We start from the raw sequence: 21,156 nt of genomic DNA, 5'->3' as shown, positions 1-21,156 counted from the left end.
TAATGGATATACGTAAGGCATATCCCTGTAAGGAGGTACATGATGGAAACCAGCGTATTTCTCAGTAACCGCAGCCAGGCTGTCAGACTGCCAAAAGCCGTTGCATTGCCGGAAAATGTAAAACGGGTTGAGATTATTGCCGTCGGGCGAACCCGTATCATTACGCCGGCCGGAGAATCGTGGGATGAATGGTTTGACGGAAACAGCGTCAGCGCCGATTTTATGGATAACCGGGAACAACCCTCTGTGCAGGAACGGGAATCATTCTGATGCTGAAGTTTATGCTGGATACCAATATCTGTATCTTTACGATAAAAAACAAACCTGCCAGCGTCAGGGAGCGTTTTAACCTGAACCAGGGAAGAATGTGTATCAGTTCGGTTACCCTGATGGAGCTGATTTACGGTGCCGAAAAAAGCCAGATGCCGGAACGAAATCTTGCTGTGATCGAGGGTTTTTTCTCCCGTCTTGATGTTCTGGATTATGACACTGCGGCAGCCACTCATACCGGGCAGATAAGAGCAGATCTTGCGCGTCAGGGACGTCCCGTCGGGCCATTCGATCAGATGATTGCCGGACACGCACGCAGCCGGGGCCTGATTGTTGTCACAAACAACACCCGGGAGTTTGAACGTGTGGACGGACTGAGAACGGAGGACTGGAGCTGATATGGTCATCAGAAATCATCTCCCGGTTCCGGTTCATCCTCTGTGCGCGCACGGTGAACGTTGATATTCACTTCCTCCCGCCGTTGCATCTGCTGCTGGACATTCACTTCCTGCTCTGCCTGCCAGGCCTCATAAGCGGCCATATCCATCACCTCACCGGACTCATCGATCCCCGGAGGAAGCGGGTCTGCCTCTTCAGCTTTTGTCTCCAGTTCGGGAGAAATCCCCCCCACTGGCGAATGGCCTGAAGATGAAGTATCTGACGACGTTTTTTTACCACTGGCGTGCGCAGGCTGTTGCGGCTGTTCAGCCTGTGCTTCTGTTACTGCCGACGTAACCGCTTCTTTATCCGGTTCAAACAGACTGGCCATCTGACGTCCCTCGGCTTCCCTGGCGGCCAGAACGGCGCTCAGACGGGCTTCCGCCTCCGGATTCATTTCCCGGGGAATAAATTCCGGTGCCACTTTGGGACGTTCCTGGTATTTCAGGGCCAGCTTCACTGCCGGATAGGGTCCGGGCAGCGTGACATAACAGGTCAGGTCGGGCAGTGACTGAATATCGGAGTAGCTGACCAGTGTGACACGCTCCATCTCCTTACCGGTCGACACCCCGTCACGAACAGGATCGGCACCATAGGAATACTGCTCACTGGCTTTCAGGATCTCTTTTTCACCAATCTCATGAGCGACATAGTCGGCAATCTTATAGCTGGGTGAGCGGAAGAAGGCCCTTGTGTTCATCACATCCAGCAGGGTTGCCGCCGCTTTCTCACCATAGATATCCTCCATCTGTGTACTGGACTGAATCCCAAAGACATAGCAGCCCCCGAATTTACGGGCCTCCGGGACAATTTCAACCAGGTCGGGCAGCTTGTGCAGCGTCGGGATCTCGTCACAGAAGAACCACACCCGACGGTTACGGTTCTCTCCCATCGCCAGCAGCCCACGGATGGCAATGGACAGCCACATGGAGATCACCGGCTTCAGGGATGCATGCGTGTCAGCGTTTGAAGAAATGAACAGCCAGCCGTTTTTTTGATCCTCCCGGACGCCGCGCATCCAGTCACGGATGGTGAACGGTTCACCGTTACGTTCAATGCCCTGCAGATAACGAACAGCTTTAACATAGTTGGTCAGCACGGCCCGGATGGAGATGGCCGTCTTCTCGATTTTTTCTTCCACCAGGTTAGCTGCCGGAGAGTTACGCAGATAGGTACGCAGTTTTTCAATTTTGATGGAAAGCAGCGTGTCAACCAGTTTGCTGTAACTACGGTCGCTGTCATTACGCATCAGGTATGCCGCTTCCGCAAAAATGGTTCGTCCGGAGCCCTGCCAGAAAGGATCTTCCTTCGTGCCCATCGGGATAAGAGTATTCGCCGCATTATCAAAGTCCGGCAGGGTGAGGCATTCCCGCCATAAATCCCATGCGGCACACCGCGCGTCACAGGGGTTGAGAATTTTATCGATGGACGGGTCGTAGTAGCTTTTGACAAACTCACAGGAACGATCGTACATCACCACCATGTCGCCGCGCTGACGGGCATAGTTAGCCAGCCGGCGAATGATTTCAGACTTACCGGTACTGACTGTCCCGTGGAGCAAAAAGTTCTGAATCTCTGAATCCTTAATGATTGGCAAATCGCCAATCAGGATATCGGACGCTTTTCCGTCTTTTCTCAGCATCCTGGCAACGTCTTTCGGATTGTCGGTAAGCTGTCGACCTCCGGTAACATCATCCTCACTCTGCTGTTTTCCCTGACGCCCCAGAATCCAGGAGACAATAAAGAAGGTGATCAGGCAAATAACCAGTGCCACAACAGCAGCCAGAACGAATGCGGACCATAACTGCTCACCGCACCAGATCATATATTTATCATGCAGCACCTGAGCAGCATTCATCCGGAAGGTTTTACCGTAATACTGGATCTCATATACCGGCTGGGACTTTATTAAATCCCGCATGCCTTCCAGCGTGGTACACCACCAGTAAATACAGCCATTCACAAACGTCTGCCAGCTTATTTTTATCCATAAAACCAGACCAACGAGTATCCAGAAGAAAATAAACAGACAGTAGAAAATAATATTGGCGATCTGGCTGAACATGCGGATACGCATGGACGCAATCTGACCGCCCTGGGTCATATCCTTTGCGGTAAAGCTCATGATATCATTCCTGAGAAAGAGAATCAGTCGGGACGGGAAACAGAATTAAACAGGCTACGGCGTGTTACTTCCGCTTTCGCAACAAACAGAGAACCATAATATTAATGACCAGTACAGCAAACAGCCAGGCGAACGGATTGTCGGGAAACATATGATTAAGGATTTCAATTACGGACATGGAGCATCGGCTGCGCCGGCAACACTTCACGATCGCACAAAGAATTTGCACAACCGCTCAGTGTTTTCATATTTATTTCGGAAACGCCGGGAAGTGACAAAATTTATTTTGTTACTTTCCGCCCCTGGACAACGAGCAACGCGAGGCGTCAGCCAGGAGGCCAGTCAGCCCAGCCTCCTGAAGAAGATCAGAGAATATTTGCGATTGATTTGGCCAGCTGTTCTTCCAGAACAGGTTTCGCCTCTTCAAACTTCAGGTTAACCTTATTCGCATTAGATACCACACGGGTCTGGTATTTATGCTGGTTACCGGTTTCAGTACTGGTCTGGATTTTTGCACCCGAGGTTCCCTGACGAAGCGCGGCAACATTATCGGTTGTGACCGTCGCTTTGGTACGTTCGGCAATCTGCACATCCGTAATCATGGTGTAGTTGACATCCTCAACCAGTGCATCGGCAGCCATACCCGCCAGCCCGGCGGCCAGTCCCACACCCAGCGTTGCGCCGGCGGAATTAGAATTGTAGGCCGTAATACCGGACCCGAGCGCAGCCCCTACAGCAGCCCCTTCATATCCCCGGCTCAGCCATCCCTGAGATTCCCGTAAATCCATCTTGTCGGCTTTCAGCACATTAGCCTGAATCCAGTAGTATGCCTTATCCGGCGAGTTCACTACGGTATAGCCTTTCGCCTGAATATCTTTTGCGATCAGGCTTTGCAGGTCACTCATATCCTTATCGGAGGTGTTTTTCACCTGCAGATACACCGTCCGTTCACTGGACGGGTCAAGCCAGATGGTCTGGCTCATCTGGGTTTTCACTTCAAGATTACGCTTTTTGATTGCTGTGCTCATCGCACCACACCCTGACAGGGCCAGAGTGGAACTGACCAGTGTAACTATCATTATTTTTTTCATTTTCATCAGGATTTCCTTATTATCCTTTTACCTACACATTTGAAGTATTGTATAATAAAGTACGTAGTTATCATTTTCTACAACAAAATATGCAGGGTACAAATATGGGATTATTTGATCGAAAACTGGATATCAGCATTACTGCCCACAATCAGATTTTTACTTCCATTCCTCTACAAATGAAGATTGTGAAAAACTTTGGTCTAATAAAAGCCACCACAGCAGAGATTTCTGCTAAATATCACAACGAGGATGATGAACTGCTTTCTGCATTGTTATCTGAAGCTACCAACATGGGGGCTAATGCAATAATAAATTTTCGTTATTCTTCAGGTTCATACCAAAGAAACGGAGCAGCTTTTGTCACAAGTTACCTAATAGCGACTGGTGATGCTGTACTGCTGGATGATATATAACATCAATTGTTCTTATCCTGATATTCCTGAGCTTTTTTCAGCAGTTCCTCCGGACTGTCCGCACCAGGTATCCTTGCCTGTGCCGCCTTTTCCTCATTATATTTATTATTCTGTGAAAGAGCTTCTGTTTTATGCCCTTTCTGTAGGTCAGAATACTGCTGGCTGACTGTCTTTTCTTCTCCATGAATACTTTCCTGAGTATTACTGATATCGGAACGATAGTCTGTGACCATATTATCAACCTGATGTTTTACATCATTACTGATATTACTATCCTGTGTCCGTTGCTCCACTATTGCCTGATGGGCCTGATGATCGGCTATCACATCCTGTTTATTACCACCACCGGATACTGTGCCCATACCACTGCCAATATCACCACGGGCTTCACCCCAGGCATTATCCACACCAGGTTGTACCTGCTCCTGAACAAAGGCCCAGGCCATTGCCCGACGTCGTTCTGCCACCTCCGGTGAACTGGTATTTGTCAGAATGGCTTCCGCATCCTGCGGGGCCCGCTTCATAACATACTGCGCAAACTGCTGTGACAAATCTTCGCTCATCTGTCCGCTCATGCTTTCTGTACGGGATGCCATCTCAGCATACTCATGGCTACGGGTGAGATTTGTCGTGTACTGGTCATAACTCTGTTTCGCTGAGTTCAGGGCTGCAGACAAATGTTCCACACGGGAGTCAGCATTATTGTCCGTATGGCTCCCGGACTCACTCACCTTACGGCTTGTGAAGTAATCACTGGCTTCCTTAAAGTCTCTGCTGGCTTTTGCATAGATATCATGACGGGCGTCATGGCTGGCTCGCGAACCACTACTGGCCTCATGAGAGTCATCATCACTACCATCAACACTCGCTTTAACTCCGGCCTGGAAGCCTACACCACCGCCAGTTCCTAGCATACTGAGACCTAAGTGCCCCTTAGCATAGGCATCACCATACATCCCTGTAGATGCCCTCGTGCTTCTGGACGCCAGCTCTCTTGTCGCCTGCTCATTACTGATGTTATGTGCCTTCGCATAGCTTTCCACTGCGCTGCGCATCCGGCTGGCCATCATGGAATCCTGCGCGCTCATGGTGCTGTCAGCACCACTGGTCACGGAGTCGCTGCTGCCCCGGTTCGTCCCGAACTGACTGAGCGTATTCCAGGCACTGGCAATACTGCTGCTGAAACCATGCAGGGCACTTTCAGCTTTATTCGTAGCTTCGCGGGCCATCTCCTGCTGTGCTGCCGCAATCTGACGAGTAGCATTAATGCCAACCGGTAAACGGGACATCGCCCCACTTGAATCCATCACCATATTGCCGTCCCGGGTCTGCGTGGTGGTTGCACCACTGCCTGTCTGGTACGTCATCTGACCAAATGACGTGGTACTGTTGGTGCTCCAGCTGAAGCCATTGACGTTCTCCGTCTGCATGTTGCCGTAGGAATAATTGCCATCCACCACACTGCCTGCCGCACTGGCCGTCGGGCTGATGGACGAAGACGCAAAGTGACTGTACACGCTGGAAAATCCAGCGCCCAGACCTTTTACCATCGCCCACGACAACGGCGGGATCATCATCGAGATATACCCTGCCGTCGTGGCCAGATCGGAGTATTTCAGTTGTATCTGTGACATTTCAGACAGCACCACCGGCACACCGTTCTGCCTGGCATAAAAGGTCATGGCGCTGTTCAGAATGGCATACAATAACGGCCAGCTCTGCAGCCACATCAGCGCAAACACATACCCTTTCAGTACCGACAGCGTCAGCTTATTAAAGACAGCGGCCAGCACCAGCAGGGGGAAAATCCCGATGGCTATCCCCAGCAGAATAGTCTGTACCATCGGCAGGGTACGCATTGCAACCTGCCCGATGGAGGCATGCGCCAGACGCTGTTTTTCCAGTGAAGATGTGGTGGCCAGGTTCATCAGGCTGGCCGTATCACCACTCCGGGCGGCATAACTGGTTATACCATCCCTTAAGGCGTTAATCGTGACGTTCTGGCGGATAATCTGGCTGGCTGACTGGCTGGAGCCGTAGAAATAGCTGTAGCTGTCCCCGAGCATCGTGCTGAACAGCAGGTTCGGGTCCGGACGTCCACCAAATAACTGCTGCACATAATAATGCCAGGTTTTTCCCCCGTTCTGCGTATCCAGATTCAGCTTGTCTTTCAGCGTGACCGACGCATCCTTACAGGTGAGAAAATGATTATTTTTGTCAAAGACACCCCGTAATGGACTGGGATTTGAAAAAATCAGCGTATAGGGATCACCGGATTCCATCAGTTCTTCCAGGGAATATTTGTGATTGAGGTAAATATCTCCCATCACACAGTTCTGGACATAATCCTGAAAAAGGCCGGTAATTTCCGGATTACGTGACAGAAAGTCGGTACTTTTCGTCACCAGTCCTGCGCCGGACAGCATGCCGGTTTTACTGTAGGTGACACTGTCAGGCTGGGCAAAAATCATCTCATAACCGGCCACCATCGCATGCCCGATCCGGGTTGTCAGCGAAAGAGGAAGAGCCAGTCCGACCGGCACATTATCCACCCGGTACACCCTCACCAGGTCGCTGTTATCAATAATTTGTACCGATGTCCGTGTGGTCACCAGAAGTGATATCAGCACAAAAAGCGCCACCCAGCCCAGCAGGTCCATCACGTTATGCCGCTGTACCCACATAACGGCCACCGCGAGAACAGACAGGGTCAGCGCAATTTTTTCAATGGAGTCCCACGTCCGGGTGCTCATGAAGGCCGCAATGGCGTTCAGGTTATTACGCAGCCATTCTCCGCCTGCAATCACATAGACTTCGTTCACCGCGCACCTCCGCCAAAATGATAGTTGGTCTGGTAGCGACTGAGCATGCGGGATGAAAGCTGCTGGCGCATGTAGCTCATCTGGCGGTCAACAACCAGCAGCGCATCCTGCTGTACCTGGACCTGCGCCTGGAAGGACGCTATCTGCCGGGTCGCGTCATTCATGTTGTCGGTGATGTGTTCAATAACCGCCTCGTCATAATTACCCGTGGCCACCATCGCCCTGGCCTGCTGGATCAGCTCCTGGATATACTGCAGCAGGATGTCGTACCCGATATAATCCGTCAGTTGATAAATCATGCTGGTTGACACGCCGAGCATCTGCGGGTCAACCAGGTATCTGAAGACCGGGATGGTGGTGCTGGAGATGAAGCCTTTTTCCTTATTATCCAGGGGAGTGTCGCTGACAGCTTTGTTCTGAATACTGGTCAGCAGCTTCGTAATCTGTGATTTGAGCGCGTTGTCACGGCTGATGGTTACCGGCGTGTCGGCCACCACCTTCAGGCATTTATCCGAATCATTGCAGTGGTATATCTTCGCCGTTCCGCCTTCCATTAATGCCCGGATAATAGCCCGGTCGGTGGTTCTGGCAGGCAGGGGCGTGATTTCGCCGTTGGGTCCAAAAACCAGTGAACCGGTCAGCGTCATCACGAACTCTTTCAGCTCTTTGTTGCCGTCAAACATCCTGTTTCTGGACAACGCATTCCACATGATGTTGATATTTTTGGTCACCCGCTCCTTATCCCTGTCACTGGCTTTATCCCTGACGCTGTCGGATTGCCCGCCCACAGTACATCCCTGCCGGGACGCCGCCCAGTCGGCAAAGATGTTGCTCTCACCGGCAATGTCCTGGCAGACCTTCTGTTGGGAAACCTGGGTCCGGGGAAAAAGCCCCCCGACAATCCCCTGTGCCGCCTGGCAGGAGCTGAGGTTCATGCTGTTAATGTCGGAGGCCATTTTCTGCAGAAAATCCTTTGCCGTTTTGATTTCCGGTACCGTCGTCTGCAGCGCAAGGTCAAAAAAGTACCCTGCGGCGTTACTCATAATCTGCTTCACAAAACGCTGCAGCTGCTCGCCGTTAATGAAACTGAATGAGCCGAGATAGGCATCGATGCCCCCGCAACCGGCATTGATATCCGGCAGGGTCATGGAGACCAGCTGGACATTTTTTACCTGTGTTCTGGCGTATAAAGAACCGCCGGAGGCATATCCTGCCGCCTGTCCCTGCCAGACGGAGGGCTGTGTGGTATTGGAAGCAAAGCCCAGCTTATTGAAGAACTGGTTCATGTCGCTGTTCACATCGGCAGAGACGGCGGGGGCGACGGTCAGCAACGCCGCACATAATATGAAAAGCGGTTTAATTCGCGTTTTACCCTGCATGTTTTTCTCCGTACATCTGCAGAACGGTATCCACCCGGGCCATAAAACCGGCGGCGTCGGTGGCCCCCTGCAGAAGAGGTAATGCTTCAAGTGTGTTCACGTTAACCAGAAATGTTGTCGGGGTGGCGACGGGAATGTTGGGGAAGAAGGTCTGCATCACTTCCGGCGGTGCCGGCAGCGCCTCCGGAAACGCGGCATCCCCCTGGCCGTCCAGGGTGTAAGGGAATACCGAAAATCCATACTGCTGCGCCACCTGTTTCAGTACCGGGTCAAACTGGTGGCACCAGGGGCAGCTTCTTTGCATGAACAACACCACTTTCCAGTTGGCGAGGTTAACCGTTTTACCGTTGCTGAGACGAAACCACCGGGGCACCGGCGTTACCTTCTGCAGGCCCTGTTTATCTGCAGGCAGTTCCTGCTCAGGCTGTACGGACTGTGTGGCCATCCCGTGCGGGTTATACAGTCGTTCAATCTCTTCCCGCGTGGAAGCATCAGCACCCGCTCCCACCAGGAACAACATAAACAGCAGAGTTTTACTGAGAGACATGTGGTTCATCCCCGTCATCCTCTTTTTCTGCGGCCAGAATGGCGGCCTGACGAGCTTCCAGCGCTTCCCGCTCTTCCCGGCTGACGCGGGCTATCCAGGCATCGAGTACCTGATAAGCGCCGGCCAGCACCAGAATGACGGCAATCAGTTCTGCGAGGAAAAACGCCATCCGGGGACTGCGGTAAACCAGCCGCCCGACAATGTGAAACCAGACGCCCAGGGAAAAAATCCATACTCCCGTAATATCCGGTAAAGGAAGCGATAATTTATATTTACGCACAGTGGAGTCACTCCATTGTTATTTAATATATGCGATTCCTGATTTATTATCAGAGAACAGAATATTCATCAGCTAAAAAACGCCGCCATGAATAAACTTTTTAACCGAGGGAAATTATTTATCTGAATTAAAAATAAATGACATAAAGACAGCCGCTTTATCTGCATTATTTACCTGAGAGCGAGTAATAATACCATCCCCTGATATTACCTCAGAAATTCGGCTTAAAATCTTCTGACACATTCAGGAACTGTTTTGCCAGGTCGTCCTGCGTAATAAACCCGTATGACAACGGACGGACACTGCCCTGTTTCGGGTCTACCAGCATCATGGCCGGGAAATATTTCACGCCAAGACGCTGCGCCTGCCCCTGGTCAGGACGCGTATCCGGCAGCATCGGGTTAATCACCCCGTCCACGGTCACCGGGATAACGCTCAGACCGTAAGTGGCACGGAAGCCATTAATCACCTGCGCCAGCTGGCCGTCAATGGGGTCCTGCCCGCGGTAAAAGAACATGATACCGTAGTGTTCAGCCAGCTTTGATATGGCCTGCCGTTGTTGAGCCTGGTCTGCGGCCAGCTGGTTACGTACCGTGCCGTTGTAGTGGCTGTACTGCAGGTTATAGTCCAGTTCCGGATGCGCCAGCATGGCTTTTTTGGCGCTCATGCTGAAAAGCCCCGCCTGCTGCGTCCAGTAATTCTGCAGCCGGAAATATTTCACAAAATTATCCACGCCGGGATACAGAATGGCTTCATAAAGCGCCCGCTTTGTTGCGGTCTGCAGCGCAGATAATTTCTGCATAATATCCGGCTCCTGATGTGGTACAGCAGCAGGTTTATTCTCCGTCTCCTGTGGACTGACTTTTTCGTTATACCACTGCCAGCCGGCATCTTTCCCGTATACCGTCATGTGACCACAGAGTAAAAACGCCAGCCATGCGGCCTGTATTTTTCGCATCAGACGCCCCCTTCAGCTGGATTTATTATCATGATGCAGCAGTTTAGTCAGTGCACTCACGAAACAGTACAGCAACGTGACCATCACGCCATAAGCGACAATAATGATCGCCGACAGCATGATATCTTCCGCTGTGGTTGTACTTACCACATCCCACGACCAGTAGACTACCGGGGATGCCACAATAAGCGTTAACACCAGTCGAACCAAAAAAGCTGTCATCTTCATCAGGTTCCTTATTAACTGTTATACATCTGGCACGCACTCTCACAGGCTGACTGTTTCAGTTTTTCCCGTTCACTGTCTGGTTTCATCATGGCCTCCTTATTTCCCGACCTGTTTCAGCTGGTCAGCGATTTGTTCTTTCACCTTCTCCGTCAGCGCACCACTGTCCGGGATTTTCTGGTTATTCATCAGGTCTTCGTAGAAGTTCGTGAAGTCCAGCTGGTCGAATTTAATCTGCTGCAGTTCGTCCACGGTGATACCCCGGCAGTCAGGATGTTTTGAACTGCCGAAACTGATATGCAGCTGGCCGTTACGCCCCTGCTGCTGCACTATCTGCGCCAGTTTCGAATCAAACTGGCAGTAGCTGCGTTTCTTCTCCAGACAGACACCCAGGACCTTTTTCGAACAGAACTCCCCGACACTAACGGTCAGTTTGTTTGATTTTGCTTTGGCCAGAGCTTTTTCGTCACTACTGCATTTCGCCAGCCCGATATCCTGCCCCCAGCCGCTGTCCTTACAGCAGTTGCTGTACCCGGCTGCGGCCTTCTTACAGAATTTCGCCTGGCCGGTGAATGCCCGGACGTCAATGCCGTTCAGGGCCGCGACATCTTTACCTGCCGCCGCCAGCGCCGCCAGTTGCGATACCGCCTCGCCAAAGTCATTACTCTTTCCGCTCTGCGCCTTATCGCATTCCCCATCGAGGCAGAACACATCCCCGCCACAAATCATGACCTTCCCGGCGGTTTTTGACTCACAGGAGTACGTGACGTATTCATGCAGGCAGGTGCCCTCGCCGGAATAAAACGCACACTGCCGGGCGGCAAGGGTACAGGCCGGATTATCAACATACGTCTGGCAGGTGCCGTTATCCGCAGACTGGGTGACATATTTATCGCGGTATGCCCAGCAGGACTGTGTGATACTCCAGGGTTTTCCTTCCATCACCCCGCTCTTCGTACCACCTGGCTCTGAACATTCTGTGCCTTTCAGCACGCCATCCGCTTTATTAAACGGGCAGCTTTCCACCCACTCCACCCGGGGTATCCACTCCCGGTCCTTAACCTGCATCACCAGTGTCAGCGTGAACTTCGTCCTCCCGCTGGTCAGCTCGTTAAAAATGCGGTCATCCACCGACCCGATACAGCTACCGTTCCCGCTGCAGCTTGTCCCGCTCAGAACCAGGCCTTTACTCAGCATCATTCCCGTCGCGCCACCCAGTGTAATGGTACTGCCCCACGTCATGTTGAAGGTGGTATTCATAAAACCGGCGCGGGAATTCCACAGATAATTCTGTGTGGTCACATTCAGGCTGGCACTGCTTATCGTACCCGCTTCCGGCACGGTCACGCTGAAAACGATCTGCTTACCGGAACGGCTGAAACTAAAGGCGGTCAGGGTGTACGTTTTTATCTCCGTTGTCTCTCTCCAGTCGCCGGTGATGTTGGCCGTCCGGGTACAGTATTCCTCCACCGTGGTGTCACGCTCACAGGTGTGGTTTGTGAACTCACTGCGGTTGATCTCCTGCGCACTGCACTGCTGACCGGTGTTGCCGACAATACTGTCTGCCCGGTTCACCACATCCCTGCCGGTCTGAATAAACGGCGCATCCGGTGACAGAATATCTTTGGGCTTGTTCATGAACGATTCTGTAATGGTTTTACCGGTTTCGCCTGTGGCCCACTGCGTCGTGCCGTCATTCTTCAGACCACTGTCGCCGCCGGCGGTCACGCCACCGTAATACTTCGTTTCATCCGGATTCGCGTTATAGCCGGGAATACTTTCCTGCGGATTAAAACTCTGGATACTGCCGGTGCCCTGGCCTTTAATCTGATGGGCAAAATCTGAACCCGCACGATAATCACTGTTATTGTCAGCCTGTGCCTGGCCGGCTGCCAGAAGCAGAAACAGAGGTAACACACGTTTCATTTATTCTCCCCCTCGTATTGCTCAAACCAGAAAACAACCGGTTTATTCACCACACTAATCAGCCCAAAACGCTCTGCCGTCCGGAAGTTAACGCTGCTCCGGCGCCCCCGCTCAACCTGCAGGGACACCTGTTTTCTGAACATCTCCAGCGAATATGTCGTTTTCAGCAAATTGCACTGCGCACAGGACGGGAAGATGTTTTCCGGGCAGTCAGCTTCTGGTCTGAACACCTCACCGGTAGTTTTCAGCCTGAAAATGCCCTTTTCAGCCGCCTTCATGCACTGCTCTGATTTGCGGAGTACTGCCTGAACGTGGTCGGCATGCCAGCCCTTCTCCGGCAGTTCACAGCCACAGTAAGCACAGCGACCGCCGAATTTCATACGCAGTTTTTCCCGCTGCTTTTTTGTCAGCGCCATCAATACCTCCCTACGGGAACAGATTTACGGATTCAGTAAGCGGACCAGTGTCCTTAAGTCTGCAGGCAATGAGCGGGGCAGTACCGGTGATACCAGCAATGGGGACCTTCCGTCTGAAGCCGGAAGCAGCGCGAATTTCCGGGTCCCCCGGAAATAACCGACAGGTAAGCTCATTATTGCTTATCTCCGGCACCGTCCAGCAGCCCCTGTGCCACCTGCCTGCAGTCCCCGGCAGTGGCCACTTTCTCCAGTGCCTGTTTCACCCGCAGATTGCCCCGGATAACGTCATATCCTTGGCGGCAGTACACCACCAGAGCCGGTACGCTGCGGATGCCATATGTCGTGAACAGAGTCGGGTCAATCTGCACACCGTCGGTCACGCCGTCCTTCACCAGGGACAGAACTGCATCTGCCGTGGCCTTCAGGTCGTTATCCCGCATCCCCCGCAGCGTGGCCGGAATACCGTAGCGACGGGTTTCGCCCAGCATGCGCTTCAGTCCCTCTTCCGGAATGGAAAACGAGATAAAGTACACCGCGCCCTGCTCCGGTTTATCCGCCTGAGAAGTCTGCTGCTTTCGGGAAAGGTCATCCAGGAAACGCCGGTCTGACTGTACCAGGGGATTCGCCTGTACCTGCTGCTCTGTCCAGGCTTTCAGCTGATGGTCCGGTTTTTCACGCAGCTGCCTGCTTAAATTTTCCTGCTGTTTCAGGAACTGGTGGTTTTCTGTGGTATTCACGCTCCCGGCAGCCCATACCGTCCCGCTTATGACCATAATCAGAATGGTCAGGTATTTTATTTTCCTGCGCATCGCTTTCCCCGGTACATAAATAAAAGGGAAGAAGACACGAGGGACAGCATAAATGTTGCTTCCAGGTAAAGTTTAATGAGCGATATTTTTCCGGACGTGTCTGTTTCCATCCACGAATTAACAACATCAGAGATGATACGTTCCGGAAGAAAATAAAACGCCATCAGTGCAAACATCATCAGCGCAAACGGAAACAGCTTTACGCTGTTATTCAGTATCTGCACTGCCGTCACTGAAACACTCCATATCACGGGTGAGTAATTCTGCCACTTATAAATAAATTGCATAAACTTTCTCTCTTTGACACATCGGTTTACAGAAATTCGCAGTGATGTTTTTGTCCCGTCACACAATGAGCGGATCACACCGGATTAATATCATGGCAAGGCACAGACGCTGAGCAGGCTGAAAACGACCAGCCCTGAACAGGCGGTAATAAATGGCATTTTCTCCAGAAACAGGGGAGCCGGGAAAAAGATACACACAGCACAGAGATAAACGATGAGCGGTGAATAACCAGCAAACATAAGAAACTGTGCTGCGCAAAGCGTAAATACCATCACACCACAAAGAAAAAGACTGGTATCATCACGGTCAGTTCTGGTATTCAGGGTAATGATACAACCATCGCTGTCATATTGTGTGACTAACTGCAGGAATTTCCGGATATCTTTCAGATCATCAATTAATGACTGAATTTCTGCCACCTGAACTGACTGACAATCCTCTTCCCGCACAATCCTGAATTTTTCTTCTCGTAACAGAGAAATAATAAATTCCACCTGATGGGGTGACGGATAATATTGATGATGCAGCATCCACAGGATCTCCGTGAGTCCTCGTTGTACAACCGGTTTTTCATACAGTCGTGTGAACGGTCCCTCTCTCATCCGACGAAAAACGTCAAAAAGGGTCTTCTTGATATAAGAAAAATCGTTTACTGCTGTATCGTCCCGCATGTAACATCCCCTTTAAACGTATTTTCAGTGCTTTCATCAATTCCGGGGCATATAAAATGACCATAATATCCTTTGTTCAGATACACAAAACGTAAAGCTTTTTGTCCACTTATATATTACTGAGAATATATAATGGAATAAAACTGTAAACCGTCCAGAAAAGTCCCACTGGATCTTTCGCCCATAATGAGCAGGCGACAAGACATCCCAGATAACATCCCGCAGGAATGATGCCTGGCAGCAGGGGATATCCCATACTTACAACCACTGACAGCACAAGAAATACAGGAGTAATCAGAATTCCTGACAGGACGGAGGAAGCTTTTGAGGATGTCCACTCCCGGTAAAACCACCGTTCTTTTAATATGTTACAGACATGCTCAAGTAACTCAACCTGCTTTTCCAGTGTATTCATCATCTCTGAATGTCTTCCGTACTCCTGTACCCCGCGCATCCGTACCAACCACAATTGTGCGCACAGACCGCGGATCTGTGCAGGAGTCACCCGCTTTCCCTTATGCAGCCGCACTGATATTTTTTCGGTCTCTTCAGAGAGTGCATCCAGTGACGCCAGCTGCTTTAAGGGATCGGTTTTCAGAGCCTGGCTGACCTGACTGACTGTTGATACCAGAAACGCAGAATCCTTACGCATCACACTCCCCCGGTTATAAAAATACACAGTTGCGTTTACGCCACATCAGGTAACCGAAATTTTTCTTTGTGTTGGGGGGATTTTTTCCGGTTTCCCAGCGCATCACGCTGCGACCGAACGGATGGCACTGCCCGCTGTCCGGGTACATGTTCACCATCTGGTAGCGCCAGCGCTCTTTAGGGAGAATGGGCGACGGATATTCATTACAGACAGCGTTATTTTTCCCGATGGTTTCCATAATCATGCCCTGACGGTGCAGTTTGAAGGCCATCCGCTCACTGACCAGCAGGGAGGACTGCAGCGGACTGGATTCGTTACTCACCCAGCCGTTAAACGGATACATGGAGCCCTGAGAGCCGGCACACCAGAACAGAACATCCAGCGGCTTATTAAAGGCGCTGGCAATCGCATCCGCCGCGCACGCTCCCTGGGCTATGGGATTGGCAAAAATAACCGCTTCCGGATTGAGAATGGTGGTCAGGCTGCTGTCTGTCCATGTGGGGTCAATTTCGGAGAGGTACGCAATGTCCAGGTCACCACCCTCCAGGCACCCCAGCGACGTGATAATATTCAGCCAGTATGTGAGCGGGTATTTGTACCAGTGAACGTGGTAGAACGCCCCGTTCACCTGTTTATCCTCCTTCTTCGCCGTACCCTGTGCCGTTTTCCCGAAGGCCGGCAGGCTGAACCCCAGATTCACCATACAGCCCGGAGAGCGGGTGACGTCCGTCAGCGCCATCGGCTCCCAGTAGCCAATCGCCAGTCCGGGCCGCCTGAAAATGGGCGGCGGCGCCGGACAGAACTGGAGTGGCATTGAGGGATTGGCCGTATCCGGCAGCTTTCCCTGGCTCACTTTTGTACTGCCCAGCGACAGCGGAAAAAGACAGCTCCAGCAGATATCCGTGATCGGGTTTACAAAACGACTTTCACAGGCAGAGTCAGCGGATACTGCGGGGACATGACCGGCCAGCAGGAACAATACACACAGCCACCGTTTCATTTTCTGCCGTCCTCCGCCGGAATAAACTCCACTTTCAGAAAACGCCCGTCTGTTGCGGCCGTCACTCTCGCCGGTACCTGGTCGATCCCGAGGCGCTGACAAAGCACCCCGTTCTGATCAAAGTAAATCCGGCTGTCCAGCGCCTTCTCCATCTCAGGGATGCTGCCCTGCACCAGGATAATTTTGCTCTCCAGCGTCGGCGGCGTCTGGCGTTTCATCCACGTCACCTGTTCAGGATCATCGCCGTTGATGAAATACAGTGTCTGGTTAAAGGGCACATACTGCAGCGGATTCATCACCTCCCCCTGACGGGCAAACACCCGTCCTTCGTTATCCCGGATATCGGCCGCCAGTCTGACCGACGGATCAAACAGCCGGCTGCTGTATTTCTCCGCCCGCCCGATACCCGGCACCGCCGGCGGCCGCAGGCTGTTGCGGATCACCCGTGCCTTAAAGGCCTCCATCCGGCGGCTCATCTCACCGGACTGCTGCAGGGCTTCCAGCCGGTACATAATCACCGCCAGCATGTCCGGCTCCTGTACCGGCCACAGATCGCCCCAGGTGCCAAGATCGGCTGCCGCCACACTCTGCCCCCATACCAGCAGGGCGATCAGCCCCCGGCATCTCATGGTTCCGTCCTCATTCGCCGGGCAATATCCTGCTGGATTTCCCGGGTGATATCCGGCGCACCCTGTACCACGGCAGGCGACACCAGAATGACGGCGTGGTGTTTCTGCTGCCACGCCTGCAGACTCGCCTCCAGTGCCGTGTTAAAACGACCGGACAGGGCCTTTGCCTGTGCTTCCGACAATTGTTTCTGACTGGCGCTGTCAAAAAACGCATCCACGGTCTGTTTCATGTTGAAGGCGACGGTCACCGGTGCGTTCAGTCTGACAATGCCGTAACTGACGGCAGCGTTCAGTAACACCACTGCCAGACATCCCGGTACAGTCCACCGCCAGTGGCTGCGTCGACGGGCTGTAACGTCAGTCGTTTTTTGCGTTGTACTCATGCCCCCCCCTGTATTTCTCATGCTCTTCCAGCCAGGCTTCCAGCGAAGCCATCTCCGGGCCTGACTTCTTCCACGCCAGCTGCCACACCGCCTCATGAATACTCAGGCCCTCATGGCGCTTCTGCTGCACAAACTCAAAGTCCGGACCGTCCGAGCTGTACATGGCGCGGCTTAACGGATCGACAAACAGACGGTGCCAGGAGGAATGGTTTTCCACCTGCAGCAGGAACGAGCTGAACCACTGGTCTCTGGCCGCACCAAACTTGCCAATCATGTCACGCTGCAGTGGCAGGAACTGATCCGGATACAGCTGGTTGTATTTCGCGAACTCCTTCGCACTCTGCTTGAGGATAATTTTGTAAGAGGAGTTACCCCATGCTGCACGGGCAGCACTGGATGCCTTGTCGGAGTCAAAGTCGACGATATTCTGTGTGATGGTGATATAGGCACCGGTATGACGGCGGGCGGTACGGTAGCCTTTCTCAATAAACTCACCGACTTTGTGATTTTTGAAGTCCAGCAGGCGCCAGCCTTCATCAATCACGTTCAGCTTCCTGAGATTACGCGGCGTGCGGTACATCCGGTTCTCGATGTAGATGATAAGGCTGAACATCACCGCAACCAGCAGGGACGGACGGTCTTCCAGTCCGCCCAGCTCCAGTACCACCATTCTGGCGTCATCCCGCAGGGACGGTTCATCAGAGTTAAAATACTGACCGTAAGTGCCGCCGGCGGTATATTGATCCAGCAGGACAATCATTTCATCCAGACGGCTGCGGATGGTCGGTGACTCGGCATACTGGTCGTTATCACGGGCGTTTTTCAGGAAATCCACCACATCATCAATACGCGCCCTGTTCTGTCTGGTCAGCCAGGAGGCCCTGACCGCCTGCAGCAGAAGACCTTCATGTACTTCATCCAGGTTGCCGTTGGGGCTGGCCATCACCGACAGCTGGTCGCGGACACGCTCTGCTGACTGGTCAATATCGGTGATGTTCGCAAACGGGTTAAAGCGCAGGGTTTCACCGTCCAGATATACGCCGCCCATGTTCTCACACAGGGACTTGTAGCCATCCCCCATATCAAACACCACGGCAAAACCCCCGGAATCCAGCACACTGCGGATAAGTGGCTGTATCAGTCCGGTCTTACCGGCCCCGGATGTTCCACAGACCGCCATGTTGTAGTTGGTGTTATTCATCCCCTTAAAGAAAATATCGATAAACGCCAGCTGGTTACGGTAGGTGGGGGCCAGCAGACCTGCCGGTGTCAGGGGGTTATCTGCCACTAACGGCATCAGGTTGGCCACATTAAAGCTCTCTGCCCGCTGTACCACACCGGCCTCTTTCAGTTGTTTAAACAGCCCTTTTCCGGCCATAAAGGGCAGGCAGGTCAGGAAATTACGCATGTGGTTAAAGCGCGGTGAAATCAGCTCAAAACCGTTTTTACGGAAGCTGTTCAGGATGTCCTGCTCCACTTCCAGAGCCGTTTCATTATTGTCCTTGCAGAATGCTGTGATGTTGAGGAAGTAGGTCACCACGGAAGACTGACCGGAGCCCAGCCGCTGACGCAGTTCCCCCCACTCCTTCGCCTCTTTCTCCACGGACGGAAACCATTTGGCATAGGAGGTCTTCGACTTTTTCTCCAGGTCCATGTACTTCAGGTTGGCTTCGCCGTGGGTTTTCACCTGGTCTTCCACCACCAGAGTCAGCGTCAGAATGAACGGGCAGGAAATGGACAGTTCCGGGTTCAGCAGGTTGCTGTAATTGTCGGCCATGTTCCACAGGAAGGCTATTTCCGGGTTACGGGCCAGATGGAAATTCAGGATGCGGGCCGTACTGTTCCTGCCGTTCTCACGCAGTCCCAGCGTCAGGTAATCTGCCCTGACCTTCAGGTCAAAACTGTCCTCCACGCACTGATAATTCAGATCAGTATACGGGTCCAGCTGACGTTTTTTCGGGTACAGGGAATCCGGGTTATGATTAATCATCTCCCCGACAATATCGATGAATGCCTGTGCATCCACCGTCTGTGTGGTGATACCGGCACCCTGTAACGACGCCCGGATGATTTTCACCAGGTTTTCCATTTCCAGAATGTCGGCCCGGCTTTTTTTCTTCGAGGCAGAGCAGTACGAGAAAAATACCCGGTAATGACGCAGGGTCAGGGGCAGGTTCATCCCCTCCGGCAGCGGAAACTGTGTCGCTGCCGCTCTCATATAATAGGCACGGGTGATGGCGTTAAACCGTACTGCCTGTTCGCCGGACCAGGAGAACTCACGCAGTCCGTACTTAATCCTGTCACCAACCAGCTGGCTGGACATCAGATGGATGCAGAACGGTACCCCGCGCGGCAGTTTGGTGCGCAGCATGTGGTCGAGGGCCTCCACAATGGACTCATTTGCACCATTGATGGGAATGGCTTCCAGCATAAAGCCCATCGTGGTGTCATTCATGAACAGACCGGATTCCTGGTTGTAATCCCGGTACGGCAGCAGACGGCTGAACTGCGGGAAGCTCATTTCAGCCAGAACCTCATTGGCCTTTGCGGATTCATCCGGCAGCTTCAGCGCGGTCAGCAGCGAGTTGGCCGCCTGAGTGACAGTATCAAGCAGGTTCTTCACATGAACACCTTAACCTTAAGAAAAACAGAATGTTGAAACGGGAAGCGCGAACAGACAGAACAGGAAGACAGCTCCCTGCCACTGCAGAAGAAACAGTCCGTTCCACTGCCACTGATAAAACAACCAGACGGAAGGAACCAGCAGGGCAAAAACATGAAGACCTGCAGCGACCCCAGTCATGATGGCCGCTGCCTCCCGGCGTACCGCGGAGTTCAGGAGAAAAAGCCGCAGCACGGTCACCACAACAGAGCCTGTTACCAGCAGCGCCTGTAATCTCATCCACTTCCAGGATTCAGCAGAAAGCGGATGCTCATGCAGGAAATATTCATTCACAAAGGAAAGACTCCAGTACACCAGGAGAAACCCGGCTACGCCGTAACGCTGCAGATAAACCTTCATTCTGATTTATCCCCGCCGACAAACTTCCGGATGGCATCCTGTTCACTCTGACGGGTTGCTGCCTCTTCCGATTCATTTCTGCTCTCCCACCAGAGACGCAGGATGTTGTCTTCATCCCGTCCGGTCAGCGTTCTCCCGGACCGCAGGCGGCGGAGCAGCTCCCGGCGAACGTCTGCGGTATCTTCCACCCGGCGCATCAGCCACAGCAGTGTCGGACGACTGAGCGCGATATACCTGTCCAGGCAGAAGAACATGACAACCAGATAAATCAGACAAACGCATATCACGACACACAGCGTGTATGTCAGGAGCAGGGAGGTACTGAATAACGCAGTCATCACACTCAGTACGCCGGTAATTACTGAGAGGACGCCCACGTTTTTAAATACCCGGATCTGACGCCGGTTTATCCGGTCATGTTTATCAATAATGGATTCAATTTTTTCTGCGTCTGATTTATGCATAATGCCTGCCCTGTTTTTCCAGAAAAGACTGGCATTCGACACACAACGTCACGCCAGGAAATATTTTTCGCCGCGCTTCCGGAATGGGATCACCGCATGCCTCACACCGGTAAACCGGAATACCTTTACAGTTTACTTTCTGCCGTATCCGGTTAATTCCCGTCACGGTCAGTTGTTCTGTCACTGAATATGCCTCATCGGCTTCATCGCTCATGAAATATGTCTCCCGCCACGCTCTGGCACGCTACCGCCCGTCCCTTTTCACGCACAGGGCACTCGTTTTACAGGCAGATTTTAAATATAAACAGCCCGCCGGGATCTCCGGCTGATATATAACCACGGAGG

24 protein-coding genes are annotated in these 21,156 nt (G+C 52.4%); 3 read left to right on the top strand and 21 right to left on the bottom strand.

All coding sequences use genetic code 11. The annotated features are described in order from the left end of the window. The first annotated feature begins 42 nt into the window (after nt 1–42). Together vapB and vapC are read left to right on the top strand one after the other, a co-directional pair. The gene (vapB, locus tag HV477_RS23590; RefSeq protein WP_175065468.1) at nt 43–270 is read left to right on the top strand and encodes a toxin-antitoxin system antitoxin VapB; all 228 of its coding nucleotides are present in this window, start codon (nt 43–45) and stop codon (nt 268–270) included. Next, nucleotides 270–668, top strand: coding sequence for a tRNA(fMet)-specific endonuclease VapC (vapC, locus tag HV477_RS23585; protein ID WP_175065452.1), 399 nt, complete (start codon nt 270–272; stop codon nt 666–668). Before vapB ends, vapC begins: the two co-directional genes overlap by 1 nt. A gap of 8 nt (nt 669–676) precedes the next feature. Here vapC and traD read toward each other — a convergent pair whose 3' ends face one another. Next, nucleotides 677–2,833: a type IV conjugative transfer system coupling protein TraD gene (traD, locus tag HV477_RS23580; protein ID WP_175065451.1), complete on the bottom strand. Its 2,157-nt coding sequence runs from the start codon at nt 2,831–2,833 to the stop codon at nt 677–679. A 365-nt stretch (nt 2,834–3,198) separates the two neighbouring features. Beyond that, nucleotides 3,199–3,930, bottom strand: coding sequence for a conjugal transfer complement resistance protein TraT (traT, locus tag HV477_RS23575; RefSeq protein ID WP_154074296.1), 732 nt, complete (start codon nt 3,928–3,930; stop codon nt 3,199–3,201). Nucleotides 3,931–4,028: 98 nt separating this feature from the next. On the opposite strand from traT, the gene HV477_RS23570 reads away from it, so the two are divergent. Continuing rightward, entirely contained in the window at nt 4,029–4,340 is a 312-nt protein-coding gene (locus HV477_RS23570) for a heavy metal-binding domain-containing protein (RefSeq protein WP_175065450.1), read from the top strand. A 2-nt stretch (nt 4,341–4,342) separates the two neighbouring features. Here HV477_RS23570 and traG read toward each other — a convergent pair whose 3' ends face one another. The 19 genes from traG to traR all read right to left on the bottom strand — a co-directional run bounded on the left by traG (nt 4,343) and on the right by traR (nt 21,025). Next, nucleotides 4,343–7,162 carry a conjugal transfer mating-pair stabilization protein TraG gene (gene traG / locus HV477_RS23565; protein ID WP_175065449.1) on the bottom strand — a complete coding sequence of 940 codons (2,820 nt, stop codon included), beginning with the start codon at nt 7,160–7,162 and terminating at the stop codon, nt 4,343–4,345. Beyond that, nucleotides 7,159–8,541 (bottom strand): conjugal transfer pilus assembly protein TraH, encoded by a 1,383-nt coding sequence (gene traH / locus HV477_RS23560; RefSeq protein ID WP_175065448.1) that lies wholly within the window; start codon nt 8,539–8,541, stop codon nt 7,159–7,161. The genes traG and traH overlap by 4 nt, the downstream gene beginning before the upstream one ends. After that, the gene (gene trbB, locus HV477_RS23555; protein WP_175065447.1) at nt 8,531–9,088 is read right to left on the bottom strand and encodes a type-F conjugative transfer system pilin assembly thiol-disulfide isomerase TrbB; all 558 of its coding nucleotides are present in this window, start codon (nt 9,086–9,088) and stop codon (nt 8,531–8,533) included. Before trbB ends, traH begins: the two co-directional genes overlap by 11 nt. Next, nucleotides 9,075–9,368 (bottom strand): type-F conjugative transfer system pilin chaperone TraQ, encoded by a 294-nt coding sequence (gene traQ / locus HV477_RS23550; RefSeq protein ID WP_175065446.1) that lies wholly within the window; start codon nt 9,366–9,368, stop codon nt 9,075–9,077. Before traQ ends, trbB begins: the two co-directional genes overlap by 14 nt. A 211-nt stretch (nt 9,369–9,579) precedes the next feature. Further along, nucleotides 9,580–10,326, bottom strand: coding sequence for a type-F conjugative transfer system pilin assembly protein TraF (traF, locus tag HV477_RS23545; protein ID WP_154074302.1), 747 nt, complete (start codon nt 10,324–10,326; stop codon nt 9,580–9,582). Nucleotides 10,327–10,338: 12 nt separating this feature from the next. Beyond that, complete coding sequence (gene trbE / locus HV477_RS23540) at nt 10,339–10,554, bottom strand: conjugal transfer protein TrbE (RefSeq protein ID WP_175065445.1); 216 nt, start codon at nt 10,552–10,554, stop codon at nt 10,339–10,341. Between the two features lie 96 nt (nt 10,555–10,650). Further along, a complete protein-coding gene (traN, locus tag HV477_RS23535) occupies nt 10,651–12,477 on the bottom strand; it encodes a type-F conjugative transfer system mating-pair stabilization protein TraN (protein WP_175065444.1) in 1,827 nt (608 codons plus the stop codon). Then, nucleotides 12,474–12,893 (bottom strand): HNH endonuclease, encoded by a 420-nt coding sequence (locus HV477_RS23530; RefSeq protein ID WP_175065443.1) that lies wholly within the window; start codon nt 12,891–12,893, stop codon nt 12,474–12,476. The genes traN and HV477_RS23530 overlap by 4 nt, the downstream gene beginning before the upstream one ends. A gap of 173 nt (nt 12,894–13,066) precedes the next feature. Continuing rightward, nucleotides 13,067–13,702 carry a type-F conjugative transfer system pilin assembly protein TrbC gene (gene trbC, locus HV477_RS23525; RefSeq protein WP_175065442.1) on the bottom strand — a complete coding sequence of 212 codons (636 nt, stop codon included), beginning with the start codon at nt 13,700–13,702 and terminating at the stop codon, nt 13,067–13,069. After that, entirely contained in the window at nt 13,687–13,989 is a 303-nt protein-coding gene (locus HV477_RS23520; RefSeq protein WP_175065441.1) for a hypothetical protein, read from the bottom strand. Before HV477_RS23520 ends, trbC begins: the two co-directional genes overlap by 16 nt. A gap of 90 nt (nt 13,990–14,079) precedes the next feature. Further along, complete coding sequence (locus tag HV477_RS28600) at nt 14,080–14,661, bottom strand: hypothetical protein (RefSeq protein WP_254621702.1); 582 nt, start codon at nt 14,659–14,661, stop codon at nt 14,080–14,082. Nucleotides 14,662–14,770: 109 nt separating this feature from the next. Further along, on the bottom strand, nt 14,771–15,313 hold the full coding sequence (locus HV477_RS23510; protein WP_175065440.1) for a hypothetical protein: 543 nt from the start codon (nt 15,311–15,313) through the stop codon (nt 14,771–14,773). Nucleotides 15,314–15,326: 13 nt separating this feature from the next. After that, nucleotides 15,327–16,313 (bottom strand): conjugal transfer pilus assembly protein TraU, encoded by a 987-nt coding sequence (gene traU, locus HV477_RS23505; RefSeq protein WP_175065439.1) that lies wholly within the window; start codon nt 16,311–16,313, stop codon nt 15,327–15,329. Next, nucleotides 16,310–16,942 (bottom strand): type-F conjugative transfer system protein TraW, encoded by a 633-nt coding sequence (gene traW, locus HV477_RS23500; protein WP_175065438.1) that lies wholly within the window; start codon nt 16,940–16,942, stop codon nt 16,310–16,312. Before traW ends, traU begins: the two co-directional genes overlap by 4 nt. Then, nucleotides 16,939–17,325: a type-F conjugative transfer system protein TrbI gene (gene trbI, locus HV477_RS23495; protein WP_154074311.1), complete on the bottom strand. Its 387-nt coding sequence runs from the start codon at nt 17,323–17,325 to the stop codon at nt 16,939–16,941. Before trbI ends, traW begins: the two co-directional genes overlap by 4 nt. Continuing rightward, complete coding sequence (gene traC / locus HV477_RS23490; RefSeq protein WP_175065437.1) at nt 17,300–19,948, bottom strand: type IV secretion system protein TraC; 2,649 nt, start codon at nt 19,946–19,948, stop codon at nt 17,300–17,302. The genes trbI and traC overlap by 26 nt, the downstream gene beginning before the upstream one ends. A 15-nt stretch (nt 19,949–19,963) precedes the next feature. Beyond that, entirely contained in the window at nt 19,964–20,347 is a 384-nt protein-coding gene (locus HV477_RS23485; protein ID WP_079955209.1) for a hypothetical protein, read from the bottom strand. Beyond that, nucleotides 20,344–20,811, bottom strand: a complete 468-nt coding sequence (locus HV477_RS23480) for a hypothetical protein (protein ID WP_175065436.1) — start codon at nt 20,809–20,811, stop codon at nt 20,344–20,346. The genes HV477_RS23485 and HV477_RS23480 overlap by 4 nt, the downstream gene beginning before the upstream one ends. Further along, nucleotides 20,804–21,025, bottom strand: coding sequence for a conjugal transfer protein TraR (gene traR, locus HV477_RS23475; protein WP_154074314.1), 222 nt, complete (start codon nt 21,023–21,025; stop codon nt 20,804–20,806). The genes HV477_RS23480 and traR overlap by 8 nt, the downstream gene beginning before the upstream one ends. Between the last annotated feature and the right edge of the window lie 131 nt (nt 21,026–21,156).

The sequence above is a fragment of the Salmonella sp. SG203 genome (genome assembly GCF_013350575.1).
Classification (GTDB): domain Bacteria; phylum Pseudomonadota; class Gammaproteobacteria; order Enterobacterales; family Enterobacteriaceae; genus Salmonella; species Salmonella enterica.
Note: the sequence above shows the minus strand (reverse complement) of the source record. Positions and strands in the feature narration are given on the sequence as shown.